Origin of the sequence: Flammeovirga sp. SJP92 (genome assembly GCF_001583495.1) — a bacterium.
Classification (GTDB): Bacteria; Bacteroidota; Bacteroidia; order Cytophagales; family Flammeovirgaceae; genus Flammeovirga.
The window spans coordinates 85,906-112,885 of sequence record NZ_LQAQ01000091.1; the positions used below are offsets into that span (position 1 = coordinate 85,906).

The 26,980-nt window shown below is 34.7% G+C and carries 15 protein-coding genes; 7 read left to right on the forward strand and 8 right to left on the reverse strand.

Annotated elements, in window-relative coordinates:
• Nucleotides 1–37: 37 nt before the first annotated feature.
• Nucleotides 38–460 (reverse strand): hypothetical protein, encoded by a 423-nt coding sequence (locus tag AVL50_RS20295; protein WP_062618312.1) that lies wholly within the window; start codon nt 458–460, stop codon nt 38–40.
• Nucleotides 461–649: 189 nt separating this feature from the next.
• Here AVL50_RS20295 and AVL50_RS20300 point away from each other — a divergent pair, with 189 nt between their 5' ends.
• The 3 genes from AVL50_RS20300 to AVL50_RS20310 are packed head-to-tail and all read left to right on the forward strand — an operon-like array spanning nt 650 to nt 4,992.
• Nucleotides 650–3,076 (forward strand): TonB-dependent receptor, encoded by a 2,427-nt coding sequence (locus tag AVL50_RS20300; RefSeq protein WP_062618313.1) that lies wholly within the window; start codon nt 650–652, stop codon nt 3,074–3,076.
• A 40-nt stretch (nt 3,077–3,116) separates the two neighbouring features.
• Nucleotides 3,117–4,289 carry an NTP transferase domain-containing protein gene (locus AVL50_RS32790; RefSeq protein WP_062618314.1) on the forward strand — a complete coding sequence of 391 codons (1,173 nt, stop codon included), beginning with the start codon at nt 3,117–3,119 and terminating at the stop codon, nt 4,287–4,289.
• Nucleotides 4,290–4,338: 49 nt separating this feature from the next.
• Nucleotides 4,339–4,992 carry a bifunctional nuclease family protein gene (locus tag AVL50_RS20310; RefSeq protein ID WP_062618315.1) on the forward strand — a complete coding sequence of 218 codons (654 nt, stop codon included), beginning with the start codon at nt 4,339–4,341 and terminating at the stop codon, nt 4,990–4,992.
• Between the two features lie 217 nt (nt 4,993–5,209).
• On the opposite strand, the gene AVL50_RS20315 is transcribed toward AVL50_RS20310, so the two are convergent.
• The 5 genes from AVL50_RS20315 to AVL50_RS20335 form a co-directional block, all read right to left on the reverse strand.
• Nucleotides 5,210–12,673: a S8 family serine peptidase gene (locus AVL50_RS20315; RefSeq protein WP_172826891.1), complete on the reverse strand. Its 7,464-nt coding sequence runs from the start codon at nt 12,671–12,673 to the stop codon at nt 5,210–5,212.
• A 16-nt stretch (nt 12,674–12,689) separates the two neighbouring features.
• Nucleotides 12,690–14,135: an FISUMP domain-containing protein gene (locus AVL50_RS20320; RefSeq protein ID WP_062618317.1), complete on the reverse strand. Its 1,446-nt coding sequence runs from the start codon at nt 14,133–14,135 to the stop codon at nt 12,690–12,692.
• Nucleotides 14,136–14,195: 60 nt separating this feature from the next.
• A complete protein-coding gene (locus tag AVL50_RS20325) occupies nt 14,196–15,623 on the reverse strand; it encodes a RagB/SusD family nutrient uptake outer membrane protein (protein WP_062618318.1) in 1,428 nt (475 codons plus the stop codon).
• An 11-nt stretch (nt 15,624–15,634) separates the two neighbouring features.
• On the reverse strand, nt 15,635–18,703 hold the full coding sequence (locus tag AVL50_RS20330) for a TonB-dependent receptor (protein WP_062618319.1): 3,069 nt from the start codon (nt 18,701–18,703) through the stop codon (nt 15,635–15,637).
• Nucleotides 18,704–18,879: 176 nt separating this feature from the next.
• Complete coding sequence (locus AVL50_RS20335) at nt 18,880–20,622, reverse strand: hypothetical protein (protein ID WP_157491462.1); 1,743 nt, start codon at nt 20,620–20,622, stop codon at nt 18,880–18,882.
• A 555-nt stretch (nt 20,623–21,177) separates the two neighbouring features.
• Here AVL50_RS20335 and AVL50_RS20340 point away from each other — a divergent pair.
• A complete protein-coding gene (locus tag AVL50_RS20340) occupies nt 21,178–22,266 on the forward strand; it encodes an AraC family transcriptional regulator (protein WP_062618321.1) in 1,089 nt (362 codons plus the stop codon).
• Nucleotides 22,267–22,316: 50 nt separating this feature from the next.
• Here AVL50_RS20340 and scpB read toward each other — a convergent pair whose 3' ends face one another.
• Both scpB and AVL50_RS20350 read right to left on the reverse strand, forming a co-directional pair.
• Nucleotides 22,317–22,904: an SMC-Scp complex subunit ScpB gene (gene scpB, locus AVL50_RS20345; RefSeq protein ID WP_062618322.1), complete on the reverse strand. Its 588-nt coding sequence runs from the start codon at nt 22,902–22,904 to the stop codon at nt 22,317–22,319.
• A 66-nt stretch (nt 22,905–22,970) separates the two neighbouring features.
• Entirely contained in the window at nt 22,971–23,348 is a 378-nt protein-coding gene (locus AVL50_RS20350; RefSeq protein WP_062618323.1) for a TraR/DksA C4-type zinc finger protein, read from the reverse strand.
• A 163-nt stretch (nt 23,349–23,511) separates the two neighbouring features.
• Between AVL50_RS20350 and AVL50_RS20355 the strand changes: the two genes are divergently transcribed.
• The 3 genes from AVL50_RS20355 to AVL50_RS20365 all read left to right on the forward strand — a co-directional run bounded on the left by AVL50_RS20355 (nt 23,512) and on the right by AVL50_RS20365 (nt 26,976).
• Nucleotides 23,512–24,384 (forward strand): DUF4178 domain-containing protein, encoded by an 873-nt coding sequence (locus AVL50_RS20355; protein WP_062618324.1) that lies wholly within the window; start codon nt 23,512–23,514, stop codon nt 24,382–24,384.
• A 130-nt stretch (nt 24,385–24,514) separates the two neighbouring features.
• Nucleotides 24,515–25,255, forward strand: a complete 741-nt coding sequence (lptB, locus tag AVL50_RS20360; protein WP_062618325.1) for an LPS export ABC transporter ATP-binding protein — start codon at nt 24,515–24,517, stop codon at nt 25,253–25,255.
• Between the two features lie 209 nt (nt 25,256–25,464).
• Nucleotides 25,465–26,976 (forward strand): GH3 auxin-responsive promoter family protein, encoded by a 1,512-nt coding sequence (locus AVL50_RS20365; protein ID WP_062618326.1) that lies wholly within the window; start codon nt 25,465–25,467, stop codon nt 26,974–26,976.
• Nucleotides 26,977–26,980 lie beyond the last annotated feature (4 nt).

Genomic DNA, 26,980 nt, shown 5'->3' on the forward strand with positions numbered 1-26,980 from the left:
AAAGGTATTCTAAAAAAAAGGCAAAAAAATATAGTCTTTAAGACGTTAGCCAGGCTTTATATCTGTTTGAAATGACCACTTTCATGATATCAAAATTCTCCCAGCTGTCTTTTACGTGAAACATGGAATTTAATCCTTCAGATAATGTTTTTTGATAGTCTGCCAAGTATTGCCCACTGCCATAATATGATCTAACAAATGGCTTTAATGTTTCTCTGAATAGAGAATAGTCAATAATACCGTCTAGAGTCTCTGCTAATATGATTGGAGAGATATCATTATTCATAAAGTGTATAATCTGAGCGCCGTATTCATCTTCATAGTCATCACTGTAGAAATCATTTTTGATTACCCAACCCATGAATACACCCATATGAAGATAAGCTTGGTCTAAAGCTACTTCATCAGGGAATTCTGACCCAAAATAATTCCTTACATTATCTACAATATTGCTATTCATTATCTATTATTTTAGTAACTAAAGTTAGTTTCACGAAATTAATATAATTATAAAAAGCAAAAATAACTTAACTTTTTAGATAAATTACGTGTAAAATGTAAACTAGATTTTAAAATCACTAAATTAGATTAATTTTTAAATGTACTTTCTTTAAAGTATACCAATTTTTTAATACCGTTTTTTGCAATTATGCTTAAAAAACTAAGTCTATCCTTCTGTTCACTATTACTCGTTTTATTCGTCGGAGCCAGTCATGATTCAATTGCTCAGACCGCAACACTTAGAGGTGTTCTGATAGATTCTGTAGGAATGCCAATTCGATCAGCTATAGTACAAGAAGGTAAAAACAAACAGAATTTTTATCTAACCAATGATAAAGGCGGATATATTCTGACATTACCAGCAGATTCAACAATTACCGTTTTCTTCTCACATCCTAGCTTCTCTCCTAGAGCCTTTGAAGTGAGATTGACAGAAAATGAGATTAAAACGCTTGATGCAAGATTATTCAAGCAAATTTACCATTTGAAGGAAGTGGAGATTTCTGGTGATAAAACACAACAAGAGCTAAGGGACAAACCAAGTACTGTATTTGTGAAAGGTGATGATCTTAGAGAAATACCAGTTGGCTACGGAGAGTTTACGCAACAATTGGTAGCATCTGGAGCTTTGGGCATTGCCTCTAACAACGAGCTATCTTCTGACTATTCAGTACGTGGAGGTAGTTTTGATGAAAACTTAGTATATGTCAACAATATAGAAATCTATAGACCATTTATAGCGAGAGCGGGGCAACAAGAAGGTTTGAGCTTTGTGAACACAAATATGGTGGAAGATATTGAGTTCTCATCAGGTGGATGGGAAGCAAAATATGGTGATAAATTATCCTCGTCATTAAATATAAGATATAAAAAGCCCGTTGATTTTGGAGGTACACTTGAAGCATCATTACTTGGCGGTTCTTTGACGTTGGAAGGAGCTTCAAAAAATAAAAAGCACTCTGCGATTATTGGAGCAAGATATAAATCAACAGAATACTTATTAAGTACTTTACAGACGCAGGGTGAATATAAACCCCGTTTTGGTGATGTACAGTCTTATTTAAGTTTTGATATTTCTGGAAAAGATAAATACGGAAAGACTTATATCGATGCTGTACTTTCTTATGGAGCCAATAGATACAGTGTTTTCCCATCTACAAGAAGTACAAATTTCCAAACAGGTGAAGGCATCAATAACTTGACCATTGCTTTTCAAGGAAAAGAACAATTGGACTATGATACTTTCCAAGGTGGTTTGAAATTGATTCATACATTCAATCCTAAATTGACTAGTAATCTGATTACTTCGGCGATGATTACCCAAGAGCGTGAAAGAAGTAATCTGGAGAGTGGTTATAGAATTAGTGATTTGGAAGACTTGGGGGGAATTAATGGCAACGTTACAGAAAGAGGTCTTGGTGGAGAATTTCAATATTCTAGGAATACTTTAAAAGGGAATGTATTCATTATTGAAAACAGGAATGAGTATGAACACAATCATTTCTGGAGAACTGAAGTCGGTTTCCAAGCCAAATTTGAAGATATTGAGGATAATTTGAATGAATATAAAGTAAAAGATTCAGCAGATTATGTAATTTCAGTTGAAGATCAATTCAGGGCTGTCAATGAGGTTTCTTCTCAACGTTATTCAGCTTACCTTCAAAGTACTTACCTCTCTCCTAGTGATCTACATAGAATAACAGTAGGTTTAAGAGGAACGTATTGGTCAATCAATGAAGAAGTGAATGTTAGCCCACGTTTACAATATGCTTTTAGACCAGAATGGAAAAGGGATATTATTTTCTCATTTGCCACAGGTGTTTATTACCAACCACCTTTTTACAGGGAAATGAGGAGACCTGACGGGTCACTCAATTTGGATTTGAAAGCACAAGGTTCCATGCACTTTATAGGTGGTATTGATTATAATTTTGAGCAATGGGGTCGTCCTTTTAAATTGATTTCTGAAGTGTATTATAAACAAATGTGGAATGTTGTTCCTTATGATGTAGATAATATTCGAATTCGTTATTCTGGAGAAAATGAGGCTGAGGCTTATGCAGTTGGTATTGATACTCGGTTAAGTGGTGAATTTATTCCAGGAACTCAATCGTGGGTTGGTATGAGTGTGATGAGTACCAAAGAAAAGGTTGACGGAGACCCTAGAGGTTACATCAGAAGACCAACGGATCAGAGAGTTACATTTACCATGTTTTTCCAGGATCATCTACCCAATAATCCTACTATGAGGATGAATATGAGGTTTATGTATGGTTCGGGCTTGCCTTTTGGTCCTCCTAACAATCCTGAACTAAGGAACTCATTTAGCGGAGGGAACGATTATATGAGATTAGATGTTGGTTTTCAAAAAATAATTGCACTCAATAAACAAGCAGATAACCCAAGTGAAGAATTTTTAAAGAATCTATCACTTGGAGTAGAAATATTGAATATACTTGGTAACAACAATGTGATTTCCCATACGTGGGTGTCTACTTATGATGGTACACAATATGCTGTGCCAAATACTTTATCGCAAAGATTTTTCAATGTGAAAATGATTTTGCACCTATAATCAATGTTTGTAACTTTACATAGAATAATCCGAAGATCTTATGCAGGGAAATGATTTAGTACGTCCAAAAGTTGGAAGGTTTTGTAGGACTGAAGTTGCTTTTTTAGGTACTTCTTCCAGCAAAATTAAAGAGTTGATTTTTAGATTGACTGAAAGTTTATCTAAAAATTGGAATATAGGTTATATTGATTGTGATCATCAGTTTTCTGAGTTAGAGAAAGAATTAGGTGTGGATTCTCAAACTTCTTTATCTCATAAGTCAAGAGTTGAGATCATTGATAAAATCACATTTTCGAGGATTGATGTAAAGAAAGCATTGAGCGTCAATGATAGACATGTTGTGTTAAATGATATTGATGTTGCTTTTATCAATGGAAACCACTTCAAAGCGTCGAAACAAATACTGATCATTGATAAAGAAAACACTTCTAAAATCAGTCGTAAAATCAGCCGTTTAAGCAATTTACTTTGCATTATCTATGCTGATGGAACAACGGAGGCTGATATTCCAGATATTTTGCATGAACGTATCCATAATATACTCCAAAAGCCAGCCTTCCCCATTGAAAAAATACATCACATTTGTCAAGTAATAGAGGGTAAAATTAAAGCTGATATTGGTCAGATTAATGGTTTGCTTCTTGCAGGTGGTAGAAGTAAAAGAATGGGTGGTAAGGATAAAGCTAGAATTAACTATCATGGCAGAGAGCAGCGTTTCCATATGAAAGAGATTCTTTCAAAATATACAAACGCGTCATTTATGTCATGCCGACCGGATCAAATTGACACTTTTTCTGATCAATTGAACCTTCTTCCTGATACCTTTTTGAATTTGGGCCCTTTTGGAGCATTATTGACTGCCTTTAGAAGTAATCCCAATGCAGCATGGATCACAGTTGCTGTAGATTTACCTTTTGTAGACGACAAAACAATTATGCATTTGATTGAGCAAAGAGATCCTACAAAGGTTGCGACACTTTATAAATCAACAAATACAGGTGATCCTCAACCACTTCTTGGTATTTGGGAACCACGTGCCTATCTCCTGCTTTTACAATCATTAGCTTTTGGAAAAAATAGTTTAAGAGAAGTCATTGAAGATGCCAATATTAAATTAATTACTCCACTTTCTGAACAAACTTTGAGTGAGGTAGACACTATGGATGAGCTAGATATTGCCATAAAACAGCTAAGTCAGCAAAATTCAATTTAGATTTTTGCTGATAATGTTTAGATTTGTGTAGAAATTAATAAAAAACGTCTTGAATAAAGTAAGATTAGAAATATTAGGGCTATCAGCTAGCCATACCTCACATGGTTCTTTTGCTCTAGTACTTGGAGAGAAACATGGAAATAGAAGACTGCCAATTATAATTGGTATGTTTGAAGCACAAGCTATTGCATTGGAGATTGAAAAAATTTCATCTAACAGACCAATGACACACGACTTGTTTAAAAACTTCGCTTTAAAATTAGGAGCATCTATTAATCATATACAGATTTCCAATTTGAAAGAGGGAGTTTTTTATGCTGACATTCATATCATTACTGCAGATGGAGAAGAAATTGTTTTAGATTCACGTCCATCTGACGCTGTGGCAATCGGAATTCGATTCAACGCCCCTATTTATGCATATGAAAATATAATGGGTGAAGCAGGTATACAGGTTGAAGAATTAGAACAGGATGAAGTAGATCACATTGACGATGATTTAGAAGAAGATGACGATTTGGAAATCGAAGACTTCGAAGGAGTTGAAGATGAAGATGACAGTAATGTTATTTCTGAATCAGTTGGTGGTGATTTATCTACTGTTTCATTAGACCAACTGAATAAAATGCTTCAAAAAGCAATTGAAGATGAGGATTATATGAAAGCGGCCCAATTAAGAGACGAAATTACAAAAAGGCAATAGCGATACTGATGAAGTCAAGATGCTTAAAAGTATTGATTATATACAAAAAGACAGCACCATGAATAATTAAATTCAGGTGCTGTTTTTTTATGCTGATCAATCTTAAGTATGAATCTGCTAAGCAGTTTTCTAATTATTGAGGAGCTGTTATCTTAAGCTTAAAAAGAAATGCACCAAGAATAACTTAGTGCATTTGCTGTTTAATCCAATTCAATATTTACTTAATTAGAAGTTTATGGGATTTTGCATATTGCATATCCACATTCACTTTCAGAATATAAACTCCTTGAGGTAAACCTTCTAAAGGAATTAATTCAGAATGCATACCAGCAGGTTGTTGTGTATATGATTTTCTATAGATGCTTTTACCATGAATATCAACTACTTCAAACTGGACATTTGCTTGTTCATCAACTTTATAAGCCAAGATTGCTTTACCTTCAGTAACAGGGTTAGGGTAAACTGTTGAGTGTTCAAATGATCCAAGATCTAAGTGGATTGGTTCTCCATTTTGATCTCTGCCGTTCATCACCGCAGAAGGATCGTCAATAATTTCAACATAAACAAAGTATCCTACTAAACCATTTTCTTTTCCATCGTCTGCAACAAATAACAATCGCCCTACTCCTTCTGTATTAGGATTAATATTGATGTGAGCATAGCCTAGTGCTAAGTCAACAATATTCGGGTTGTCATTTCTCGCATAAATTTGAAGTTGATCTCCGTCAGGATCTTCAAATAGATCGTTTGGATCAATTGTGACAGTTTGAATAGTATCAGCCAAGTTAATTCTGATGATGGCATAATCCATATTCAACACTGGAGGTCTGTTTTTATGAGTAACCTCTATAAAAGTTGTATCTCTAGTGATGTTACCAAATTCGTCTGACACTGAAATTGGAAGACTATAAATACCTTCACTTTCATAATCTGCATTCACTTTTAAAGAAGCGGTTTGTGCACCATCTTGTTGGAAGTGGTATTGAATCTTCTGAATATTATTTGAATCCACTTGAATAGTCATAAGATCACCTTCAGGATCTTCAAATAAATAGTTGAATACATATTCCCCATCTTCGCTGACTCTCAATGTATCTTGATAACTGTTTGGCGTGTGTGTGAATGTAGGACGGCCATTGACCGATACATTCATCTTCACTAGCGTCTTTTTATTATTGATATCATTTGAAGTCACGATGATAGAAGCTACATTTTGACCTGGGTTTGCAGCAGAAGCATTGATTGTTGCTGTCACTTCAGATAAACCACCTTCAGAAAGCACTCCCTCTTTTTGATCTAATGATAGCCATTTATTTTCAGCACTGGCAGTTAAAGGCCTGATTTTCCAAACAAACTTCTCATAGTCATTTGCTTGCCACCAACGGTATTTATCATCTCCTTCTTCACCGCTGAATACACCACTGAAAGTATTGTCCAATATTGATCTATCTTCTGAAGTGTTGAAACCCATATACTTGTGAGTCACAGGTAATCCTACACCTATATAGAAAGCTTCACCTTCTGGAATATGGAAAGGTTTTTCCAGTTCAAAATACATCCAATCTTCATCAATTACTTCAACAATTTGGAATTTTTGATCTAATAAAATAGTACCATCCTGTGGTAAATCACCTCCTTGGCTGATCATGATTCTCACATATTCATTGATGTTTTGAATGTAGGAATACACTTTTACATGTGTGATGTCAAATCCACCTTCTGGAGCCACAAATCGATTGGCAAAACCTAATTTTGCACCTACCACAAACGGTGTGAACACGCCATCTGCATCCTCACTCCAATCGATAGCTAATGAATCAACAGCTAAACCATTCGTAGTTTTTATTTCACCGATTTCATCTATTACACCAGGAATTACAGTTGGATCAATTTCTGGTAAAACAGCAGGAATAACAGTGTATTTCAACTTAGAAGTACCGTCGTTTTCAATGTTGAATGAATATGTTGTTGTATCAGTACCTCTCAATGAATATTCTTGGTTTGTAGCATTCCATTTAAAGACTGGTGAATCAACCAACTCTGCTGTAATTATAGCTGAAGATTCCCCAGCAGTATTGATGAAGTTTATTTTCCCATTAATATCACTTTGCTCTGCTATTGGGAAAACCGCTTTAACAGTTATAACTTCCCATGGAGCAATTTTAATTGGTGATAATAATACGCCAGAACTATTCATGATCATTTGATTACCTTCTTCATCAAAGAAGTCTACTTTATCGAGATCAGTTTTTGTGATTTGAGTGATTTCTAAATCATTATTACCACTATTCATTAGCTGAATATTTTCAGAAATACTCAAGTTTTCTTCAAAAACAACCTCATCAAAGTCAACATCATTTAATACTGATAACGCTGAAGTTCCTGTAAGATTTACTTTAACTGGGATTTCAATGATAGGTTTGATATCACTGTTTGTTCTAACTCTCAACGTATCAACATAGGCACCAGAATAATTGAATCTTGAAGTGTTGATTGAAAGTGTAAAACTATCTTTTGCGTTGGCATTGACCTTGTGATGAACTGGAGGAACAATTGCTATTGTTGATTTATCGGTGAGTTTAGATTGATTGACAATTAATACATTTTCATCTTGTAAAGTGTATTTTTCATCAGGGCTTTCTAAACCGTATCTTAATAAACCACCCCATGTATCCAGTTTTTTATAATGGAAATAAATTCGCCCATCTTTCACTATTTCAAATCCGAAACTCAAAATACCAGGGCTAGAAGTAGCATCTTTACCAATGATATTATTCCATTGTACTAATAAGCGATCCTCCGTTACTTTGTAGTAAACACTGTCTGTTCCAGAATATTTAAGGTAAGACCAGAAAGGTGCAATAATACCGCTTACTCCGTCTTCTTTCTCAAATCGTTGGTTTAAGAAATCTTCTTCCATTGGAAGAACCGAGGCCATACCGTGAATTGACACCCAGATACTGTCATATTCTTCTCCATAGAAAGGGAAATCAAATGGAAGACCTATTGCTAATGGTTTACCATCAACCAGTGAAAGTACGCTCTCATTTTTGATATTTTCCCAACGGTAAAAATCGTTTTCTGAATTACTTGTATGCCAAGTGTATCCATAATCATCCTTCATGAATCCAAAAGCAGTGCTGTCAAATGTGTCATTGATTGCATCATTTTCAAGAGAAGTAAATAAACCTTCTTGAATTACATACTCGAAATCAACACCATTACTTTCATTCTGGATATATACATCATAATTTTTTGTTTCTCCAATTGTTCCATCAAAAGTAATCTCTGAAGGAAAATTATGAACGTAATCAGCATCGTAAATACCATCTGCTACAACACTAGTTTGAGTGATTGTTCCATCACTGAAAATAATATTGATTTTACCTTCTTCTTGAGAAGTTGATGTTGGTGTAAACACAACTGGAAGAGGAAAATTAGATTGTCCTTTAATTTCTGTATTCAATAAAGCATCATCAATAGAGAATAATTCATTTGAAATGGAAATGGATGAAATAGTCACTGGAGCAGATCCTGAGTTTTCAAGTTTGATAAACTCTGTGTCATCTAAACCAATTTTCACTTCTCCAAAGAGCAAAGAATCAACTGCTTCAATGTCTGGTGAACCTTGCACATTTACTGTGAAAGGAAGACTTGTTGAACCTTCAACTGTATTGGATTTTACAACAATTGAATTTTTATAGGTCCCGTTGATTTGCTTATTGAATTCAGGATCTAAAGTCACTTTCAAGTCAACACTTCTTCCTGGAGCAACAATACCTTTTGAAGGCGTGATATCATAAACCATATTGATATCTGAAGTAGGTTCAAAAGCTACAGTAGTTCCATTTTTTAATGGAGCATCATCAAAGTCCTTGTACATTAAAGTATCTGTAACCAAGAACCCAAGCGTATACACTTGATATCTTGTTTCAGGATCAATATCTTCTACATTAATATAATTGTATTCAATTGTACCATTTCTATGGAATACAACCTGATACTCTAAATCAGTATTTTTAACAATAGTTTTAGAATCCCAAATAAGGTGATTTGTCTTCATTGAAAGAGCAAATTTATCACCGTAAGCATGGTACTTCATCTCTATTGCACGTTGATAACCTTCTTCAAATCTTAGAGGAGCACATGCCATATAATTATAGAGGAATATGCTCGCATTATATGTTAGATCAAATTTCTTTAACTGCTCATTAAAGAATGGGAAGTCCATACCGAAGTCATAAGACTCAAAATTTATATCTGTATCAATTGCTTGACCAATTTGATTGATTTCATCCCATAATTTTCCATCAAATGGCTTTGTTTTGATAGAATAGGTCAATGGTTCTGGAAGAACTCCGCCTTTAAGTGCTAATTGACTGTAAGGAGTTAGATCATATTCCAAATCAGCTTGCGATCCAGTATTTTCTAAAGTTAAAATCACTTCTTTTTTCTCTCCGTAAGTGATGTCAAATTCAGTCGCTTCCAACATGGCATTGACACTTGGGGCAATTACGCTAGAGATTGTTAAAGGGATACTTACCTGGCTGTCATCAGAGTTTAATATCAAATCTTTCCTATGAATTCCATTGCTTGTAGTAGTGAAATTAAATTTGAAAGGCTGAATAGATTTTGCTCCAACTACTATAGAATCTTCAAGCGTAACTACTGTTCCATCAATTTCATAACTTCTAATGATAAAATCGCCAAAACCTTTATTTTCTAAAGTTACTTCATGTTCTTTTTCAACATTAGTAAAGCTTTCTAATTCATATTGTTTTGAAAGGTTGATGTCAGGGTTATGACCAGAGACATCTACTTTCACTTCAATATTGACAATGGGTTTGTGAATATCATTAGTTAGAATTCCTAAAGATGCAAGGTGTTGTCCATTGGTTAAGGATTGAGCATCTATTGTAGCTTTCACTGAAGTGGTCTCACCTGATTGAACTTTTCCGGCTGTTGGATCAATAAATACAAAAGAACCATTGCTACCAGTACTTAAAACTCTTAAAAGTGGAATTGTACTTCTTGCTGAAAGTGCAACAGCTGACTCATAAGTTCTTCCATTATCTCTCGATACAATGAAGTTGTCGACTTCAGAAGGAATAAAACCAAATTGAAGTAATAGTGGTCTTTCAATTTCTTTAGGGAAATGAATAACTGTCCAGAAAGTCTCATTTTCATCAAAAAATTGAGGCTCATACAATGGCATTCTGTAATATTTCATTACACCTGCTGTGTCAGGGTAATACTCTTGTGTATACACTAATTCAGATTCCAATAAGTTTCTGTACCCTCCTTTTCGAACTTCAATAAAGAAAGGCTTGTCACTTACAGTTGGGAGCATCCCTAATTCAATATGAGTTAAATTAAATTCATAATCATATGGAATATGGAAACGAGTTGCATAGATTAAACCTGCATTTGGGTTACCTGAACCTACAATAATACTAGGGCCTTCATACAATTCATAAGACATTCCTGATGTGTATTCAGTAACATCGTTTTTCCAGTGTTCATTAGAATGTAAAATAGATTCCTCTACCTCAGTCACTTCCATTGCTGTAGGAAATCCAATAGATGGGTCCACAGCATTTACCGCCACTTCATTATTGTAGTTCAAAGGCATACTCAACACCTTATTCACTTCGGTTTGTGCTACTGAAGCAGATTGAGATTCTATACCATATTCTTGATGAAAGTTGTGTTCATTGGTAACTAAAGCAGACCAGTAAACAGTACCGTCTCCAATATTCGAAAATTCTAATGGAGCTTCGGCGGTTGTTTGTTCGTTTACATCAATAGTAACGTAAATTTGATCTGTAGAGGCCATGAAATGAGGTTCATCTACAGTTGTTACTTTTAAGATATTTGAAATATCAGATAAATTGGTGAATTGATCCGCTGATTTTAAGGCAAACCAGTAGTCTGACTTTTTCAATAATTGATTGAAGCGTACACGCATTGTATCTCCCTCAGCCAAGTTGTTTTCAATACCAAAAATCAATTGATTATTGAAGTTTTCTTCAGTGATTTCTTCTGTAGAAAAAGCTAAGTAAAAAATACCAGGGCCTTGACTGTCTTCATCAACAGGAACTGTCCATTCTAATGTTACTTCATCATGAAGAATTTCACCTGCTCTTAAGTCTTCAATTGCATTAGGTGGAATGCGATTATCATCGGCTAAAGCATTGGCTGCATTAAGCACACCTCTACCAAATTTATTTTCATGCTGGAATGTAAAAGGAGCTGCTGAATTCAATAAAATTCTCTTAAGATCTGAAGCTGTAAAATCTTCACCTCCAAATTTTGAAATGATCAAAGCCGCAACACCACATACGTGAGGACAAGCCATTGAAGTACCTTCCATATAACCGTAGTTATTATTAATAAGTGTACTCAAAATTCCACCTTCTTGATCAAAGCTTCGCATATCTCCCCCCGGAGCGGCGATGTCTACCCAATCCCCGTGAGTCGTGTAATAGGAAGGTAAACCTGATGGTCCTAAAGCAGATACAGCTACTACTTCATCAAATGCACCAGGGTATTTATTTTGCTCTAAACCTGTATTGCCCGCTGCAAAAAATAAGACACCGCCTTTCATAGGACTTCCTTCATATTGACCTGCTTCTGCAACAAAGTATCTGATTGCTTCTAATACTTCTGGTTCGTAGTAATTTTCAGCATTATAACCCCAAGAGTTTTGAGAAATTACCGCACCATTATCTGCACCATATACAATTGCTTCGGCAAAATTGGCTCCTCCACTTTCACGATAGTCAAACACCTGGCAAGACATGATTTTCACACCATTTCCTGAACCATCACCGCCGGCTACACCAGCAACACCAATTCCATTGTTGTTAACTGCACCAACTGTACCTGCAACGTGAGTACCGTGATCACCAGGCGTAATAGGTCCTGGTACAATAAAGTTGTAACCATAAACATCATCTATGTATCCATTTCCATCACTATCTTCACCAGGTGTTCCGTTGAGCTCTGCTTCGTTTACCCACATGTTTGCACTGAGGTCTTCATGATAAGGATCTACACCTTGATCAACCACAGCTACAATGATGTCTGAACGTCCAGTTTGAATTTCCCATCCATCTTTTAGATTAATATCTATATGGAACTCTCCGCCAATTTCTTTATGGTTTATGTAGTGCCATTGATCTGTTAAGAGCGGGTCATTAAACTTAAATTCTTCTTCAGAAGTACTTTCAGTATGAAAAACATCTTGTTTAAAGACGACTGGTTTGGATCCATTGTCAATACTTACTTTAGCGTAGACTGGTTTTACGATATCGACTTCAGTTAACCCTTTGTAATTTTCTATCATTGCATAAGGATCAATAAGCGTATCAAAATCTATCTCATACCAAAGATGAAGCCCATATTCTCTATGTTTTGCTTCATGTTTGATTGAAAAAGGAAATACTCTTTTGATAGAGTGAATTCCTACTTGTTGGTTCACATCATCTACATGAGCTACCCCAACTCTATTGTTAGAGGAAGACAACCTTAAACTTGAAGAAGTATCAAGTACATCTTTAGCAAATTTAATCCTGATTTTTCCGCTAACTATATCATCCCCCTTAAGTGAGTTCTGTTGTCCAAAAGCACTGAATACAAAGCCAATACTTAAGAACATTAATATCAATAATTTTTTCATTTTCTCAATTTTAGCCTTATTGTTTTTCACGTACATAGCGAACTGTCATACCGTTGAAGTAAGTGTTCATGACAGCAAACCCCACATTTGGAATTGAAGTATTCATTAGAAAAACATATCCCATACCTGTGTCTTGATTGATGTCTGAGGTCATGATTAGAACTTCTTTTTCCTGACTCTTGAAGATGTGTCTAAATGCAGGGTCAGAAACATCACTGAAAGACAAGTAACCTGGGAAATTAATTTCCATTCCAGACTCTCCTCCTACTTTTAAGGCTTCTTTGGCGTATAATTCTCCACCATATAATCGGATAATATCATCTAACTCGATAGCAGTTGGTAGCCTCCAACCTTCAGGAGGCCTGTTCATGGCAACATCAATAAAGTATAGACGGCCATAACGTTTTCTTTCCTCTTCATCATCAAGAGCATGACCATCTTGAATCAGTGCTCTATAACCATATCCATAGTACCACGATTGATTACCTGGATCTTCGGCATAATTGTAGTTGTCGGCCATCCATTCCAATCCATTGATTTCCACAAAACGGTACTCCTGATTATCACGGTTATCTACCCAAACACCCCATTTTCCTCTGAATCTGATTTTTACTGTGTCTATAGAAACGGTGTTATTTACTTCCACTTGCCAAGCCAGTTCATACTCGGTATCCGGATCACCTTTAAAAAGAGAATGAGGAAGATTTTTATGATATACTTCTCCATTTTCTCCACCAATCAGTGTCCAGTTTCCTTTAGCACCTGCTGGAAGAAAAGCTTCCAAAGTGTAGAATTTTTCTTCTTTGCTATTTAAGTCAGTGATAATATCTAAGTTATCATCACCCGCTAAAGCTTTCAGTTCATTAGTTACAAATTCAAGCTCTTCTGTGACTGTCTGATTGCCGAATGATAAAGCCCACTGCACTTTGTATGTTGTGTTTTTCAAACCAACAAAAGTAGCAGTGCTGTCATTGATCATTTCTATATTTCCACCGTCACCTTCTAAAATGGACCAACTGCCAGCAGCACCGTATTTTGGTGCTACTGCAGTTAAGTAGGTCGAAACATTATGAAAAAGTGTATCCTGAGGGATTTCGGTAAGAATCGTTGGAGTAAGGTTTTTATAAGAGACTGTTATTAGATCTGTCTTATATTGATCTCCTTCAGTAACTTCCCAAATAAGTTGATATGTGATACCCGGTTCTCCATAAAATTTTGAAGTTGGATTATGAATGTCTTCAAAATTGCCATTCTCTCCAATATATACTTTCCAGGTACCAATTTGTCCTTTATCAACAGGTCTTGCTGATAATTCCACCATATAACCGTCACTTTCAATATCAATAAAGCTCGGGCCGGCATCAGGGTTTATTCTTATTATATCAGTATCGTTTTTACAACCAAATCCGAAGATCAGTAGTAAAAGCAAACTAATACTTTTTTGAATTAGTTTATTGTTCATTACGAATTCCTATTTTAAGCAATTGTGATGATTTTGTAGATCATCAATTGGTTTAGTTTATTAATACCCTACATTTTGATCTAGCTCAGAAATATTCTTGTTTGCATCAATTTCTGATTGAGGAATAGGGAAAGTCAATCGATAATAATCGGCATCATTGGCAGTGAAATTGAATTTTACCCAGTGATCTCCTTCACGTACAAATGGCAGTTGACGTCTTTTGATATCATTCCATCTAAACCCTTCTCCGAATAACTCTTTTCTTCTTTCTAATAGGATTTCATCAATCAACTCTTGCCCTGTATTTCTACTTTTGGGAACACCAGGATAAGCTCTTGATTGAATTAAATATAAGGCATCTTGTGCTTCAGAATAATTACCCAATTCTGCTTCACATTCTGCTTCAATTAAATGCATTTCTGAAGCTCTGATCACAATTCTTTCCGCATTACCAACCGTACCATTGTGTCCGAATTTTAAAATTAGGTTTCTATCTGCATCAATTTCCTCTTCAATCAAAAAGAAGTATACTCTCAAGTCTTCTGTAGAAAACTGCTCAACAAATTTGTCATTTGCTCTCATTGAACTGTATCCTGCTACAGGCCAATAAAAAGAAGGTAAACTCAGGTAAACGTTGTTATCTTCTTGTGTATATGCAATAGAATAAATTGTTTCTGAATTTCTATAAAGAAAACCTTGAAGCATTTCATTGGCTGTCATTAAGGGAATATCTGCATATGCTTTTTGAGCATTTTCTTTTGCCTCTTCCCATCTTTCCTGATCCAAATAAGTTCTTGCCAATAATGCATAAGCACCTCTTTTTGAAATAAAACCTCTATCAATATCAACAGGATCTAAATCTTCCAGCATTTCAATTGCCTGAACTAAATCTTCTTCAATAAAATCATAAGCATCTTGAAGAGTAGCTCTTCCTGGATCTTCATCATCAACAGCAAGGATCCGGTCAACAATCATGATAGATTGTGCCATATTATCCTTTTTGTGAGCTGGAGCATACATTTGAACTAACTTCAGGTTTACATAAGCTCTTAACGCTCTAGCTTGTCCTTCAAGTTCTTCTTTTTGTTCTTGTGTTGCATCAGGGATATATTGAGCATTTTCGATAATCTTATTAGCATCAAAAATTAGTTTATAACCAGACCACCATGGATTACTTACATAATTATAAGTAGGCAACACATTCATTTGGTAGACATCTGTAAACCAGTTCCAGTTGTCAACTGAATTGATCATTACATCCTCTCCCATGATGTCAGCCATGATTGGATTATAAAGACCATCAAAATAGGGTGAGCTTAATTGGTCATAAGCACCAATCAACGCTGCTTTTGCATTTGCATATTTTGTAAAGACATCTTCCTCTTTAATAGAATCACTAGGTTCCAGCTCTAAAAAGTCATTATTGCATGAAAATAAAAGACTTAACGAGAACAATGTGATGATGCTATTTTTAATTATTTTTTTCATTTTTCTTCTCCTTAAAAATCTAAATTGAAACCTGTTGAAACGACTTTCACACCTGGAATATTATTTCCGGTGACCCCATTGATACTCATCTCTGGGTCAAAACCATTATAATTTGTTAGTGTCCAAAGGTTTTCTCCTGACACAAAAGCTCTCACACTGCTAAGCCCTGCTTTTTCACAAAGTCTTTTAGGCAATCTGTAGGCTAATGTCACGTTCTTCAATCTGACATAAGAACCATCTTCTAAATATCTTGAAGACATTTCATTCCCTCTATCAGTATTGTTTGTGATATATCTTGGTATATCTGTGTGGATATTATCAGGAGTCCAAGCATTTAAAGCTGATGCTGCTAAGTTGCCTCCAGGGTTTACACCATCATGCATATTGCTTGCGTAGTCATGGTTGTAAACTTTATTTCCATAGCTAAAGGAGAAGTATACACTTAATTCCAGATTTCTGTAACCTACCATATAATTTAATCCACCGAAGATTGTAGGCAATGCGGTTCCTAAGCGAACTCGTTCAGCATCATTGTATTCACTTGTAACTAATTTCCCTGAGCCATTAGGGTCTTCAAAAGCTGAAGTTGGCATTGATTCACCATTTTCACCAGAGTGATTGACATACCATAATGGACGGCCATTTTCTGGGTTCACACCTGCCCATTCTCTAAGGTAGAATTGGTATAAGCTAGCTCCTTCTTCAATCAGCTTTGTGCCATTTACAATTTCGTCTGTTGTTAATTCTAAAATGGTATTCTTATTTGTTGATACATTGAAACCAACAGTACTGTAGAAGTTTGTGCCTGTCTTTATATCATAAGAAAGTGCTAATTCTACCCCTTTGTTATCCATTGCACCTAAGTTGGTTAAAATAGAACCAAACCCTTTTGAAGCAGATAATGGTTGTGAGAATAATAATCCATCAGAATGACGGATATAATATTCAGCAGATAAGGTTAATTTATTGATCAACCTTGATTCTAAACCTACGTTGAAACTAGTGATTTTCTCCCAGCTTAAATCTTGATTTTCTAATTGAACAGGAGTTAAACCAGCATAACCACCATAGTTTGCACCACTTCCATATAAACCAAGAGATGCATAATTGCCAATATTATTGTTGCCTGAAGTACCGTAAGAAGATCTAAGTTTCAAGTGATTGATCCAAGAAATGTCTCTCATGAAGTTTTCGTTATTGATTCTCCAGCCACCACCGAAAGAATAGAATACTCCGTACTTGTTATTTTTACCAAAACGAGAACTACCATCTGTACGAATACTACCACTTAAGTAATAACGGTCCAGAAAATCAATTTTAGCTTGACCTAAGTAGGAAACTAAGTTCCACTGAGTAGTGAAACTGCCAGGTTGTGTTGGTTTTGAACCCCAGACTAAATCGTAATATCCGTCCACTGAAAAGTCTGTCACACCACTGCTTACCGTAGAGATACTTTGACCTGCTGCTTCTTGTCCGGCTAATACTTCAATAGAGTAATTTTCTCTGTATAGGTTATAAGAAAGAATATTTGATAAGTTCCAGGCAATATTGTCTGATTGTGACATTGTACTTCTACCATTCACACCTGCACCATTACCATGTTCAGGATTATAATAGTTCACACCTTTGTTGATGGAATTATCAATACCAAGAGTTGTTTTGAATGATAAGTTTTTAGTGAAGTCAGCTTTCAAGTATGAATTCAAAACACCTCTTTTCGTTTCATATAAATACTTGTCTTTTTCTGCTAAACCAATAGGGTTGAAATCGAATACAGCTTTATTATCCCAGTTATATGAACCGTCAGCATTGTATACAGGAGACGCAGCATTGATGATTTCAACTGAGCGTACAGGGTTGGCGCCTTCACTTCCACTTGGAGGAGCATTCGTTTTTGAGTAAGATAACATTGAGTTGACACCGGCCGTAAGGAAGTCGTTAATTTTGTGAGATACATTGATCTTACTTGTATATCTTGTGTAGTTAGAACTTAAAATTGTGCCGGTATCATCATAGTAACCTAAAGAGAAGAAAACCTTTGTAAGGTCATTTCCTCCGCTTACATTTAAATTATGGTTATTGACTAAACCATTTTTATATAATTCATTTCTCCAATCCGTATCAGTATGTACATGCGTACCTGGAATAACTTTTCCATTTTGATCTAACGGGGCTTCTGTACTGAATGGATTAAAACCAACAATACTTTCAACATTATCATGAGCATACTGCCTTGCTTGTTCTGCAGACATATCATCTGATAATCCTCTATTATATAAACCTTGCCATGAGTGCTCGTAAATTTGAGAAGAATTCATCAACTGATATCCATCAGAAATTCTGCTTGATACACCAAATTGAGAATTCAATGAGATTTTTGTCTGTCCTGATTTACCTTGATTCGTGGTAATTAGAATGACGCCATTGGCAGCACGAGAGCCATATAAAGACGCAGCAGCTGCATCTTTTAGTACAGTTACGCTGGCAATATCATTAGGGTTTATATCTGTGATTGAACCAGTCATTGGCACGCCATCCAAAACATATAAAGGAGAACTACTAGCACTCAATGAGCCTATACCTCTGATTCTTACAGTAGAAGCTGCACCCGGCTGTCCAGAACTACTTGATACCATTAGACCAGGAGTTGTACCTTGTAATGCTTTGTCAAAAGAAGTAACGGCTCTATTTTTGAGTACTTCATCGTCTACTACTTCAGCAGAACCTGTAAATGCTTCTTTGGAAGTAGTTCCATAAGCTACAACCATTACTTCCTCCAAGTGCTGAAGGTTTTGTTCCATTGTGACGTTGATGACTGATCTATTATTCACTCTTTCATATTGATTTGCCATCCCTAAGAAAGTGAATATTAATGTTGATGAGTCAGATGGAACAGTTACTTGGTAATTACCCGTCATATCTGTGACGGTGATAATATTAGTACCTAAAACTTGAATGTTAACGACAGGAAGTTCTACTCCCTCTTCGTCCACAACCTTACCTTTTACAATCTTCTCTTGTGCAAACAAAGAAGTCACTGCAAACAGTTGTAGAAGAAAAAATAATAATATATTCTTCATTAATAAAGATTTGAATTGGTAGTATAATACCGAGCATTTATGTGCTCAGACCTATGATAAATTGATGGAAAAAAATATTGGATATATTGAAAAAATGGATTAGCGGGGGCACCACTGTTTTGTTGTTGTGATGCCCTTTTATTAAAAAGCTATTATTGCCTTAGTATACTAGGTTTTTATTCGCAACCTGCTAAAACTTGATCAATTGTAGCGTTTGCATCTTCTACATTTTGGTACCATCCCCATTCGTTAACCGCTTGAATGTTGATGATGTAGTTTGGATTGCCAAGCTCATCATTCTTGATTTTAGATAAGATGGTAGAAATAGAACATAAAGTAACATCAGTGTTTTTCGGCACTGCCAATGTTAAATAAGATAAATCATCAAAAGTTGGTAATAAATCCTCAAGAGCATTGAATGCATTAAATTCAGTTACATCACCAACAGTTAAACGTAAACGAGTTGCTTTTGTCATTGAAGAGAAGCCTTCAAACTTTACTACTACAGTTGAGAAAAGGCCAAAACCACCATCGTCTGCCGTAGGATCTTTAATTTCAAGTGTGATATCACCGCCTTCTAGAAGGTTAGAGAAACCATTGAACCAATTTGTTTTCTCAACAACATACAGTTTTGTATTTTTTCTTGTGAATTGAGAAACTTGTACTCCAGCTTCAGTTACATTATTGAAGATATCCAATACAGATAATGAACCGTTGTTATTAAATGTAACGTTTTCACCTGTAATTGAAGTGACAGCATTAAATGCTTCAATGGAAGTTAATGCAGAGTTACCTTCAACATTTACATTACCTTTGATTTCAGTCAATTCACTGAAGCTTGGGAATGTGGTAAATCCAGTAGTATTAGCCACTGAGAAGAATCCTACACCAGAACTTGCAACATTGTTTGAAATCTTAATATTACCATTTACTGTTTTCAAATTGTCAACTACAAGGTTAGTGAGCTCTCCATTATTGATCACCTCCAAACCACCTAAGGTAGTACCTGTAATATTAATATCTGTAAATTTCGTTTTCTCTAATTTTAAGTGGCCCCCTACGTTACCAATATTTACAGAGCCAGTACCACCAAATGCTACTGTAAGATCTTTTTCTACATCTACTTCAGATAAAATAACAGAAGATAAAGCACCATAGTTATTGTATTCAGGATCTTCAGCCCAGTAGCTATTAATCAATAAAGACTTCACGAATGCTAGTGATTCAAAAGAAACTGTTTCCAAAAGAATGTTTGTTTGAATTTCTACATCTCCAGATACAAAGGCTAATTTATTTGCAACTAATGCTGTTTGCTCAGCATTGTTGTTGTCAAATACACTACCCGCAACAGTGAATAAGTTGTCAAAAGTAACAGTACCTTTTACAGATGATAATACTAGGTCTCCACCTACTGTTTCTAATGCAGGAAGTGTAACGTCAGTTAAACTTGACACATGAATATTTCCTCCAGCAACTCTTAATGCTGCAAGAGTATTTAATTGGTCTTCTGTAGTAACTAAAATATTGCCTGTTACAATAGAAGCACCTTGAGCGGTATACTTAGCAAAATTCTCTGCTGTTAATAAGTCACCATAATAAACTGTATTGTTACTTCCAGAAACTTCATCTTTGATAGATTGTAAACTATCTGATATTGCAGAATACTGTTCTGAAAGCTGTGCATTTTCAGCAATTAGTCCTGCCATCACATCATCCATTTCTTGAAGTTTTTCAAGTAATGCTGTTTGATGAGCCTCTTTTAGTGATGCTAGTTCTTGATCTAAACTGTCTAAGTTCGAATTTAAATCATCTACTTTTCCTGTTAAGTCATCAATTTGACTTTGAATGTTGTCGTCTTGACAACTTACCATACAGCAAGAAAGTGCTAGTAATGATAGTACAAGTTTGTTGCGAAACATAATTTAAAAGTTTAAATAAATAGATAAGGAGTTGTCTCTCTCTTTAGTAATTGTTTGTAAATTTTCGTTAAAAATATGGATCGCCCTAATTTGCACTATAGTAAGTTGTGTCATAGTAACTAATGGTACAACATCCACGAGTGGTACACTCTACTTTCCACGAGTGGTACACCTTAAGTACTTAATATTTTGTTACTTAATATTATTTTCTTTTATATAGGTACTAAGTTGTGAAAGGTGCGTAAAATTGGACTAAAGTGACCTTCAGAGAAATTATTAGCTTATTCTAACATTCTAAATTATGATTTATAGCCAAACGGTATTTACTTTTGTGGTAAGAGGAATCCATCATTTATCTAACGGGAAACCCTTTCAAAAAATAGGACTAAAACCATCTCATCACTAGTGTATAATCACTTGTTACTACATTATATTCAAGTTTTGAATACGATTCACTAGGCAATATTATTTAGACAAAGAATAGCGTTCATGATCTTAGACAGTATATTTCATTTATCACTACTAATAGGAGTAATTTTATCTTTTTTACTTTCAATGTATATCTTTTTTGTACCTCCAAAAAACCTTTCAAACACAACCTTGGGAAGTTTGATTTTAGTTTGGACTACAACAGTATTTGTGTATGTGTTTAAATCGGATGAGTTTTTCATTCAGTATCCACATCTATATTCTGTGATTGATGCAATTGTTTTACTGTTTTTCCCTTTGATGTATTTTTACATCAAATTTTATTTTACCCCTACTTCAAAAGTAAGTTATAGTTTGCTTTTACACTTTTTACCTGTCTTCTTTTATTTCATTGCTTTCTCCCCCTTCTTTATACTATCCTCTACACAAAAAGTAGAGTTTTTGACCAATGGTATGCCGGAATGGTTTATGCCATACAGCCTTTTCTTTGATTTTATTATCATTATGCAAGGCGTTATTTATTCTTTAAAATCAGCAAAGATCCTTTATCAATTTCATGATACATCAAAGATTTCAGATGATTTAAGGTGGTCTATTCGTTTTATGAAGTTTTTTATTTTTAGTAATATCTTTTTGTGGGCTTTGGGAACTGCTGGAGTTGTGCTTCAAATCCTCAATGTACAAGTAACCATCAACTTTTTCCATTTCTTCTACTTTGGGTTAACTTGTCTGATGTTGACTATTGGGTTTTGTGCATTCAAATGGCCTAACCTTTTCCTTCATCTAAAACCAATGAATGAAATAAAAGCATCAAAAGAAACCGTTGTGATTGAAGAGGAAATTGATACTATGTCCATAGAAGAAAATAATAGACTTAATGAAGAGAGTCAGAGGTTGTTAGAATTAATTGAAGAGAAAAAGCCTTATTTAAAAAATGACTTGAAAATGCAGGAATTAGCTGATATTACTGAATTTTCATATAAAAAAATATCTCAGCTCTTGAACAATGAACTGGATACTTCCTTTTATGAATTGATGAATGATTTCAGACTCAAAGAAGTTCTGAAATTAATTGATGAGGGAAAACATATTCAATTTAATTTGCCTCATATAGGAGAGCAAGCAGGTTTTAATTCAAAAACGACCTTCAATAGAATTTTCAAACAAAAAATTGGTCAAACGCCGTCTGAATATATTAAAGGTTTGAGTCAATAAAAAGTAGTAGTGTTTTTGGGTAAATGTTGGTAGTGAAAATACCTTAATAGCTAAGGATTTTCAGTTGTTTCTGTCTGAACATCGTCTGGTCCATCGCCTAAATCTTCTTCTGAAAATTCTTTTGGTGAAGGTAAATCTCTTAAAGTGGTGATACCAAAATATTCTAAAAACTGATCAGTGGTACCATAAAGCATAGGTCTCCCAATTGCTTCAGATTTACCCTTCATTTTCACTAGTCCTCTATTGAGCAATTTTTTCATTGCATAGTCACTACCTACACCACGGATTTTTTCAATTTCACCTTTTGTAATTGGTTGTTTGTAGGCAATAATAGATAATGTTTCTAGAGCAGATCTTGATAACCTCTTTTTAGATCTGTTTTTCAGAAAAGTATTTACAACTTGACTTGTCTCTTTCTTTGTCAGGAAACTGTAACCTTCACCGCTTTTGATAACTTCAAAAGAATAATCCTTACGCTTGTACTTCTTAATCAAGCGCTCTATGTTTTCTATAATTACTTCTTTGGAGATCTCCTCTTCTTCAAAAGTTTCCTGAAGTGTGGTTAAAATTTCGTCTACTGATACAGGTTCGTTGGAGACAAAAATTAGGGATTCAATGGCAATATCTATTCTTTCCATAAAAAAATGTGACACTTGGTAATTATGTTCTACCAAGTGCCACCAAATGATTTTAATACCTTGTAATTAACTTCTTTTCAATTTAGCTTCAATAGAATGTTGTGTATGCGGTACAGCACGTAAACGTTCTTTAGAAATTAAGTTTCCAGTATCCACACATACTCCGTAAGTACCATTTTTGATTCTTACTAATGCCTTTTCTAATTGGGTTCTGTATTTTACAGTTCTGGCAGCCAATTGGTTTAACTGCTCTTTTTCGAAGGCATCGGCTCCATCTTCTAGAGTTTTCCCACCTGTGTGATTAGAATCTTGACCACTAGTATCTTTGGTAATAGAATGTTTTAAATGATCAAGTTCCTTATTAGTTCTCTCTAGCTTCTTATTTAGAAGAATCTCAAACTCTTTTAAATCTTCGGCCGAATAGCGTAATTTTTCAACTGCCATGTCTAAAAAACGGTTAAGGTAATATGATTTTACAAAGTTAATGAATATAAATCTAAAAAAATCGTACCATAAGAGTATTCACGAAAAATAAACTTAAAAAATAGAATTAAACTCATTATTATTGTGTAAATATAAACTATTAATCTGAATTCAGACTTTTTTTATGAAAGAGAATATAGGAAAATATTTAGAAAATAATTTTTGGCCTAAATTATCAAAAGAGAAATTAACCACAGAAAAAAAGAAATATGAATTAGCTTTACCTGCACAAAAAAAAGTAACATTCTTCAAAAAAATTGAAGAAGAGTTTTACAAATTTGATGTAGTTAGAAAAGGTATAGTTGCCGCTAATGTGCTTGCTTTAATATATGATTCAGATGTCTCTTTCCTCTTAATGGCGGGTTCTGCTTTTTATCTTTTCAATCAAGCAAAAAAAATTAGAAGTACACCTGAAAAAATATTTAATTTGATTTCAGACCATCAAGTTCAAACAAGCTACCCAACAAAATCTTTCCAGAAAAGAACATTTAACTACGACCCTACTTCTATTGGAATTAATGATATTCAGTTAGGTTATTTAATAGATTATAATCTAAAAACATATCAAGTTGTTGAACATTTTCAACTGAATTCAAATAGCGGTGCTGAGGAAGAAAAACTTGTTTTATTATCAGGAATTGATGAACTGGTTCTTTTTAAATATTTTGATCAAGTTAATTTAAAAATTAGAGTGGCTGAAAAGGTAAATATTTATAGTATTGACGAAAGTTTAGATACAGAAATTTTACTCAAACAACAGCCCAAAGCTATACTAACCGTTAACGGAAAGAAGTTTTACAGAGACGCTTATCAAACGGGTTCCATTTATTCCTTCACAGATGACAAAGTCACACATAAATATGGAAGATGGGATTATTATGATGAAAGTCGTGTAGAATATCTGACAATTGAACAGGTTGGGGCTAAAAATTTCCATGCATATGTTGGTAAATTGGTACATGAAACCGCCTTTTCGGATATTTTACCTAAAAAATGAGTGTTAAAAAAAGTTAGCTAACTTTAAGGTTAGTCAACCACCAAAAAATTATATTATTTTTGAGGGAAAATTTGAGCAATACCTATTATATTTCCTCAAATAAAAATTTAGAAGATATTATTTTTATATAATGATACTAAAAGCAGATAATCTTATTAAGCAGTACGGTAAGCGTACAGTAGTTAATGATGTTTCTATTCAAGTAGAGCAGGGAGAAATTGTTGGTTTATTAGGACCAAACGGTGCTGGTAAAACTACATGTTTCTATATGATTGTTGGGTTGATTAAACCAAACAACGGAGAGATTCATCTTGATGCAGAAAATATCACTAAACTTCCAATGTTTAGACGTGCTCAGAAAGGCGTTGGTTATTTAGCTCAAGAGCCATCGGTTTTTAGAGGATTGACTGTTGAAGAAAATATTATGTTGCCTTTAGAAATGGAGAAAATTTCTAAAGAAGAGAAAAAACAAAGAGTTGAAAACTTATTAAATGAATTTTCTCTAACGCACGTTCGCAATAACTTAGGTATGTCTCTTTCAGGTGGTGAAAGAAGAAGAACGGAGATTGCACGTACGTTATCAACAAATCCAAGTTTTGTACTTCTTGATGAGCCTTTTGCTGGTGTTGACCCAATTGCAGTAGAAGAAATTCAACGAATAGTATATAACTTAAAAAAGAAAAATATTGGTATTCTTATTACAGACCACAACGTAACAGAGACCTTATCCATTACAGATAGAGTTTATATATTACAAAGTGGCGTTGTATTTAGGGACGGCACTCCAGAGCAGCTGATCAACGACCCTGAGGTTAGAAAAGCTTACTTTGGAGAATACGCTGAATACAAAAAGAAAGATTTCTCTGAGTAAGAAAGCCATTCATCATAATAAGGACACTCAGTTGGGTGTCCTTTTTTTGATACCCAAAATTTTATATTACTTTAGCGTTTATCTTGAAACCAAATTGATGGTCAATTACCATTATTGCTGTATTCCTGTTTTCTAAATAACAGCTCGGAAAATGGGGCCACTAAATTACTTTTTTAGTTTCATAAATGATCTTAGAACTATCTTAACATATGGAAATACTTACTTCTGCTATTAGCTGGATTTCAAAAAGAAGAATGCATCAGATTGAACATTTTATGATGCATCCAATCGAAGTACAAGACAACTTATTTAAAGATTTAATATCTAGTGCTTCTAAAACGGAATGGGGTAAGAAATATGATTATAGTTCAATTAAGAATCTAGATACTTTCGAAGAAAGAGTGCCTATCTCTACTTATGAAGATTTGAGCCCTTATATCGAAAGAATGATTCGTGGTGAACAAAATATATTATGGCCTACGAAAATCACTGATTTTTCAAAATCATCAGGGACTACAAACGCCAGAAGTAAATTTATTCCTGTTTCTAAAGAAGCTTTGGAAGACTGTCATTACAAAGCGGGGAAAGATTTAATTACCATATATCTTAATAATCACCCCCATTCAAAGGTGATGTTTGGAAAGAGTTTGGGGATTGGAGGTAGCTTGCAGAAAAACCATCATTACAATGATAGTCTATTGGGTGATGTTTCTGCCATCATTATGAAGAACCTCCCCTTTTGGGCTGAGTTTATGAGAGCTCCCAATTTAGAAGTTGCTCTGATGGACGAATGGGAATCAAAAATTGAAAGAATTGCTGAAACAACCATAGAGAAAAATATTACAAGTATTGCAGGAGTTCCAACATGGACTTTAGTATTATTTGAAAAGATATTGGAGCAGACAGGTAAATCTTGTTTATCAGAAGTGTGGCCAAACCTTGAAGTGTTTTTCCATGGTGCGGTGGCATTTGGTCCCTATAGAGAAACTTTTAAAAAGCTGATAGGCAGAAATGATATGCAATTTATGGATGTCTATAATGCATCGGAAGGTTTCTTTGGTATTCAAGATACAACCAACGATGATGAACTTCTGCTTCTACTCGATTATGGTGTATTTTATGAGTTTATTCCAATGTCAGAATTTGACAAGGAAAACCCAAAAGTAGTACAGCTGGCAGATGTGGAAATTGGTAAAAACTACGCAATAGTAATTACTACCAATGCAGGTTTATGGAGATATTTAATTGGCGACACCGTCCGATTTACTTCAAAATATCCTTATAGGATTAAGATTTCAGGACGTACTAAGCATTTTATTAATGCATTTGGTGAAGAGGTTGTTATTGAGAATGCTGAAGAAGCAATAAAAGCAGCTTGTAAAGCAACGCAAGCAGAAGTGAGAAACTTTACGGCCGCCCCTGTTTATCTACAAGAGGGTCAAAAAGGTGGTCACGAGTGGGCGATAGAATTTAAACATATTCCTAACGATCAGCAAGTGTTTATTAAGACACTGGATGAGAAATTGAGAGAGATCAACTCCGATTATGATGCCAAGCGTTATAAGGATATTGCTTTGGTTGAACCGAAAATTCATTTTCTGGAACCAAAGTCCTTTTATAATTGGATGAAATCAAGGGGGAAATTAGGAGGACAAAATAAAGTACCTAGATTGGCTAATCATAGAGAATACTTAGACTCTTTATTAGCGTCATTAAAATAACTGA

What these genes read in the sequence shown, in the direction of transcription:
- AVL50_RS20295 (WP_062618312.1), bottom strand. Translation starts at nt 460, where the DNA reads ATGAATAGCAATATTGTAGATAATGTAAGGAATTATTTTGGGTCAGAA.
- AVL50_RS20300 (WP_062618313.1), top strand. Translation starts at nt 650, where the DNA reads ATGCTTAAAAAACTAAGTCTATCCTTCTGTTCACTATTACTCGTTTTA.
- AVL50_RS32790 (WP_062618314.1), top strand. Translation starts at nt 3,117, where the DNA reads ATGCAGGGAAATGATTTAGTACGTCCAAAAGTTGGAAGGTTTTGTAGG.
- AVL50_RS20315 (WP_172826891.1), bottom strand. Translation starts at nt 12,673, where the DNA reads ATGAAAAAATTATTGATATTAATGTTCTTAAGTATTGGCTTTGTATTC.
- AVL50_RS20320 (WP_062618317.1), bottom strand. Translation starts at nt 14,135, where the DNA reads ATGAACAATAAACTAATTCAAAAAAGTATTAGTTTGCTTTTACTACTG.
- AVL50_RS20325 (WP_062618318.1), bottom strand. Translation starts at nt 15,623, where the DNA reads ATGAAAAAAATAATTAAAAATAGCATCATCACATTGTTCTCGTTAAGT.
- AVL50_RS20330 (WP_062618319.1), bottom strand. Translation starts at nt 18,703, where the DNA reads ATGAAGAATATATTATTATTTTTTCTTCTACAACTGTTTGCAGTGACT.
- AVL50_RS20335 (WP_157491462.1), bottom strand. Translation starts at nt 20,622, where the DNA reads ATGTTTCGCAACAAACTTGTACTATCATTACTAGCACTTTCTTGCTGT.
- AVL50_RS20340 (WP_062618321.1), top strand. Translation starts at nt 21,178, where the DNA reads ATGTATATCTTTTTTGTACCTCCAAAAAACCTTTCAAACACAACCTTG.
- scpB (WP_062618322.1), bottom strand. Translation starts at nt 22,904, where the DNA reads ATGGAAAGAATAGATATTGCCATTGAATCCCTAATTTTTGTCTCCAAC.
- AVL50_RS20350 (WP_062618323.1), bottom strand. Translation starts at nt 23,348, where the DNA reads ATGGCAGTTGAAAAATTACGCTATTCGGCCGAAGATTTAAAAGAGTTT.
- AVL50_RS20355 (WP_062618324.1), top strand. Translation starts at nt 23,512, where the DNA reads ATGAAAGAGAATATAGGAAAATATTTAGAAAATAATTTTTGGCCTAAA.
- lptB (WP_062618325.1), top strand. Translation starts at nt 24,515, where the DNA reads ATGATACTAAAAGCAGATAATCTTATTAAGCAGTACGGTAAGCGTACA.
- AVL50_RS20365 (WP_062618326.1), top strand. Translation starts at nt 25,465, where the DNA reads ATGGAAATACTTACTTCTGCTATTAGCTGGATTTCAAAAAGAAGAATG.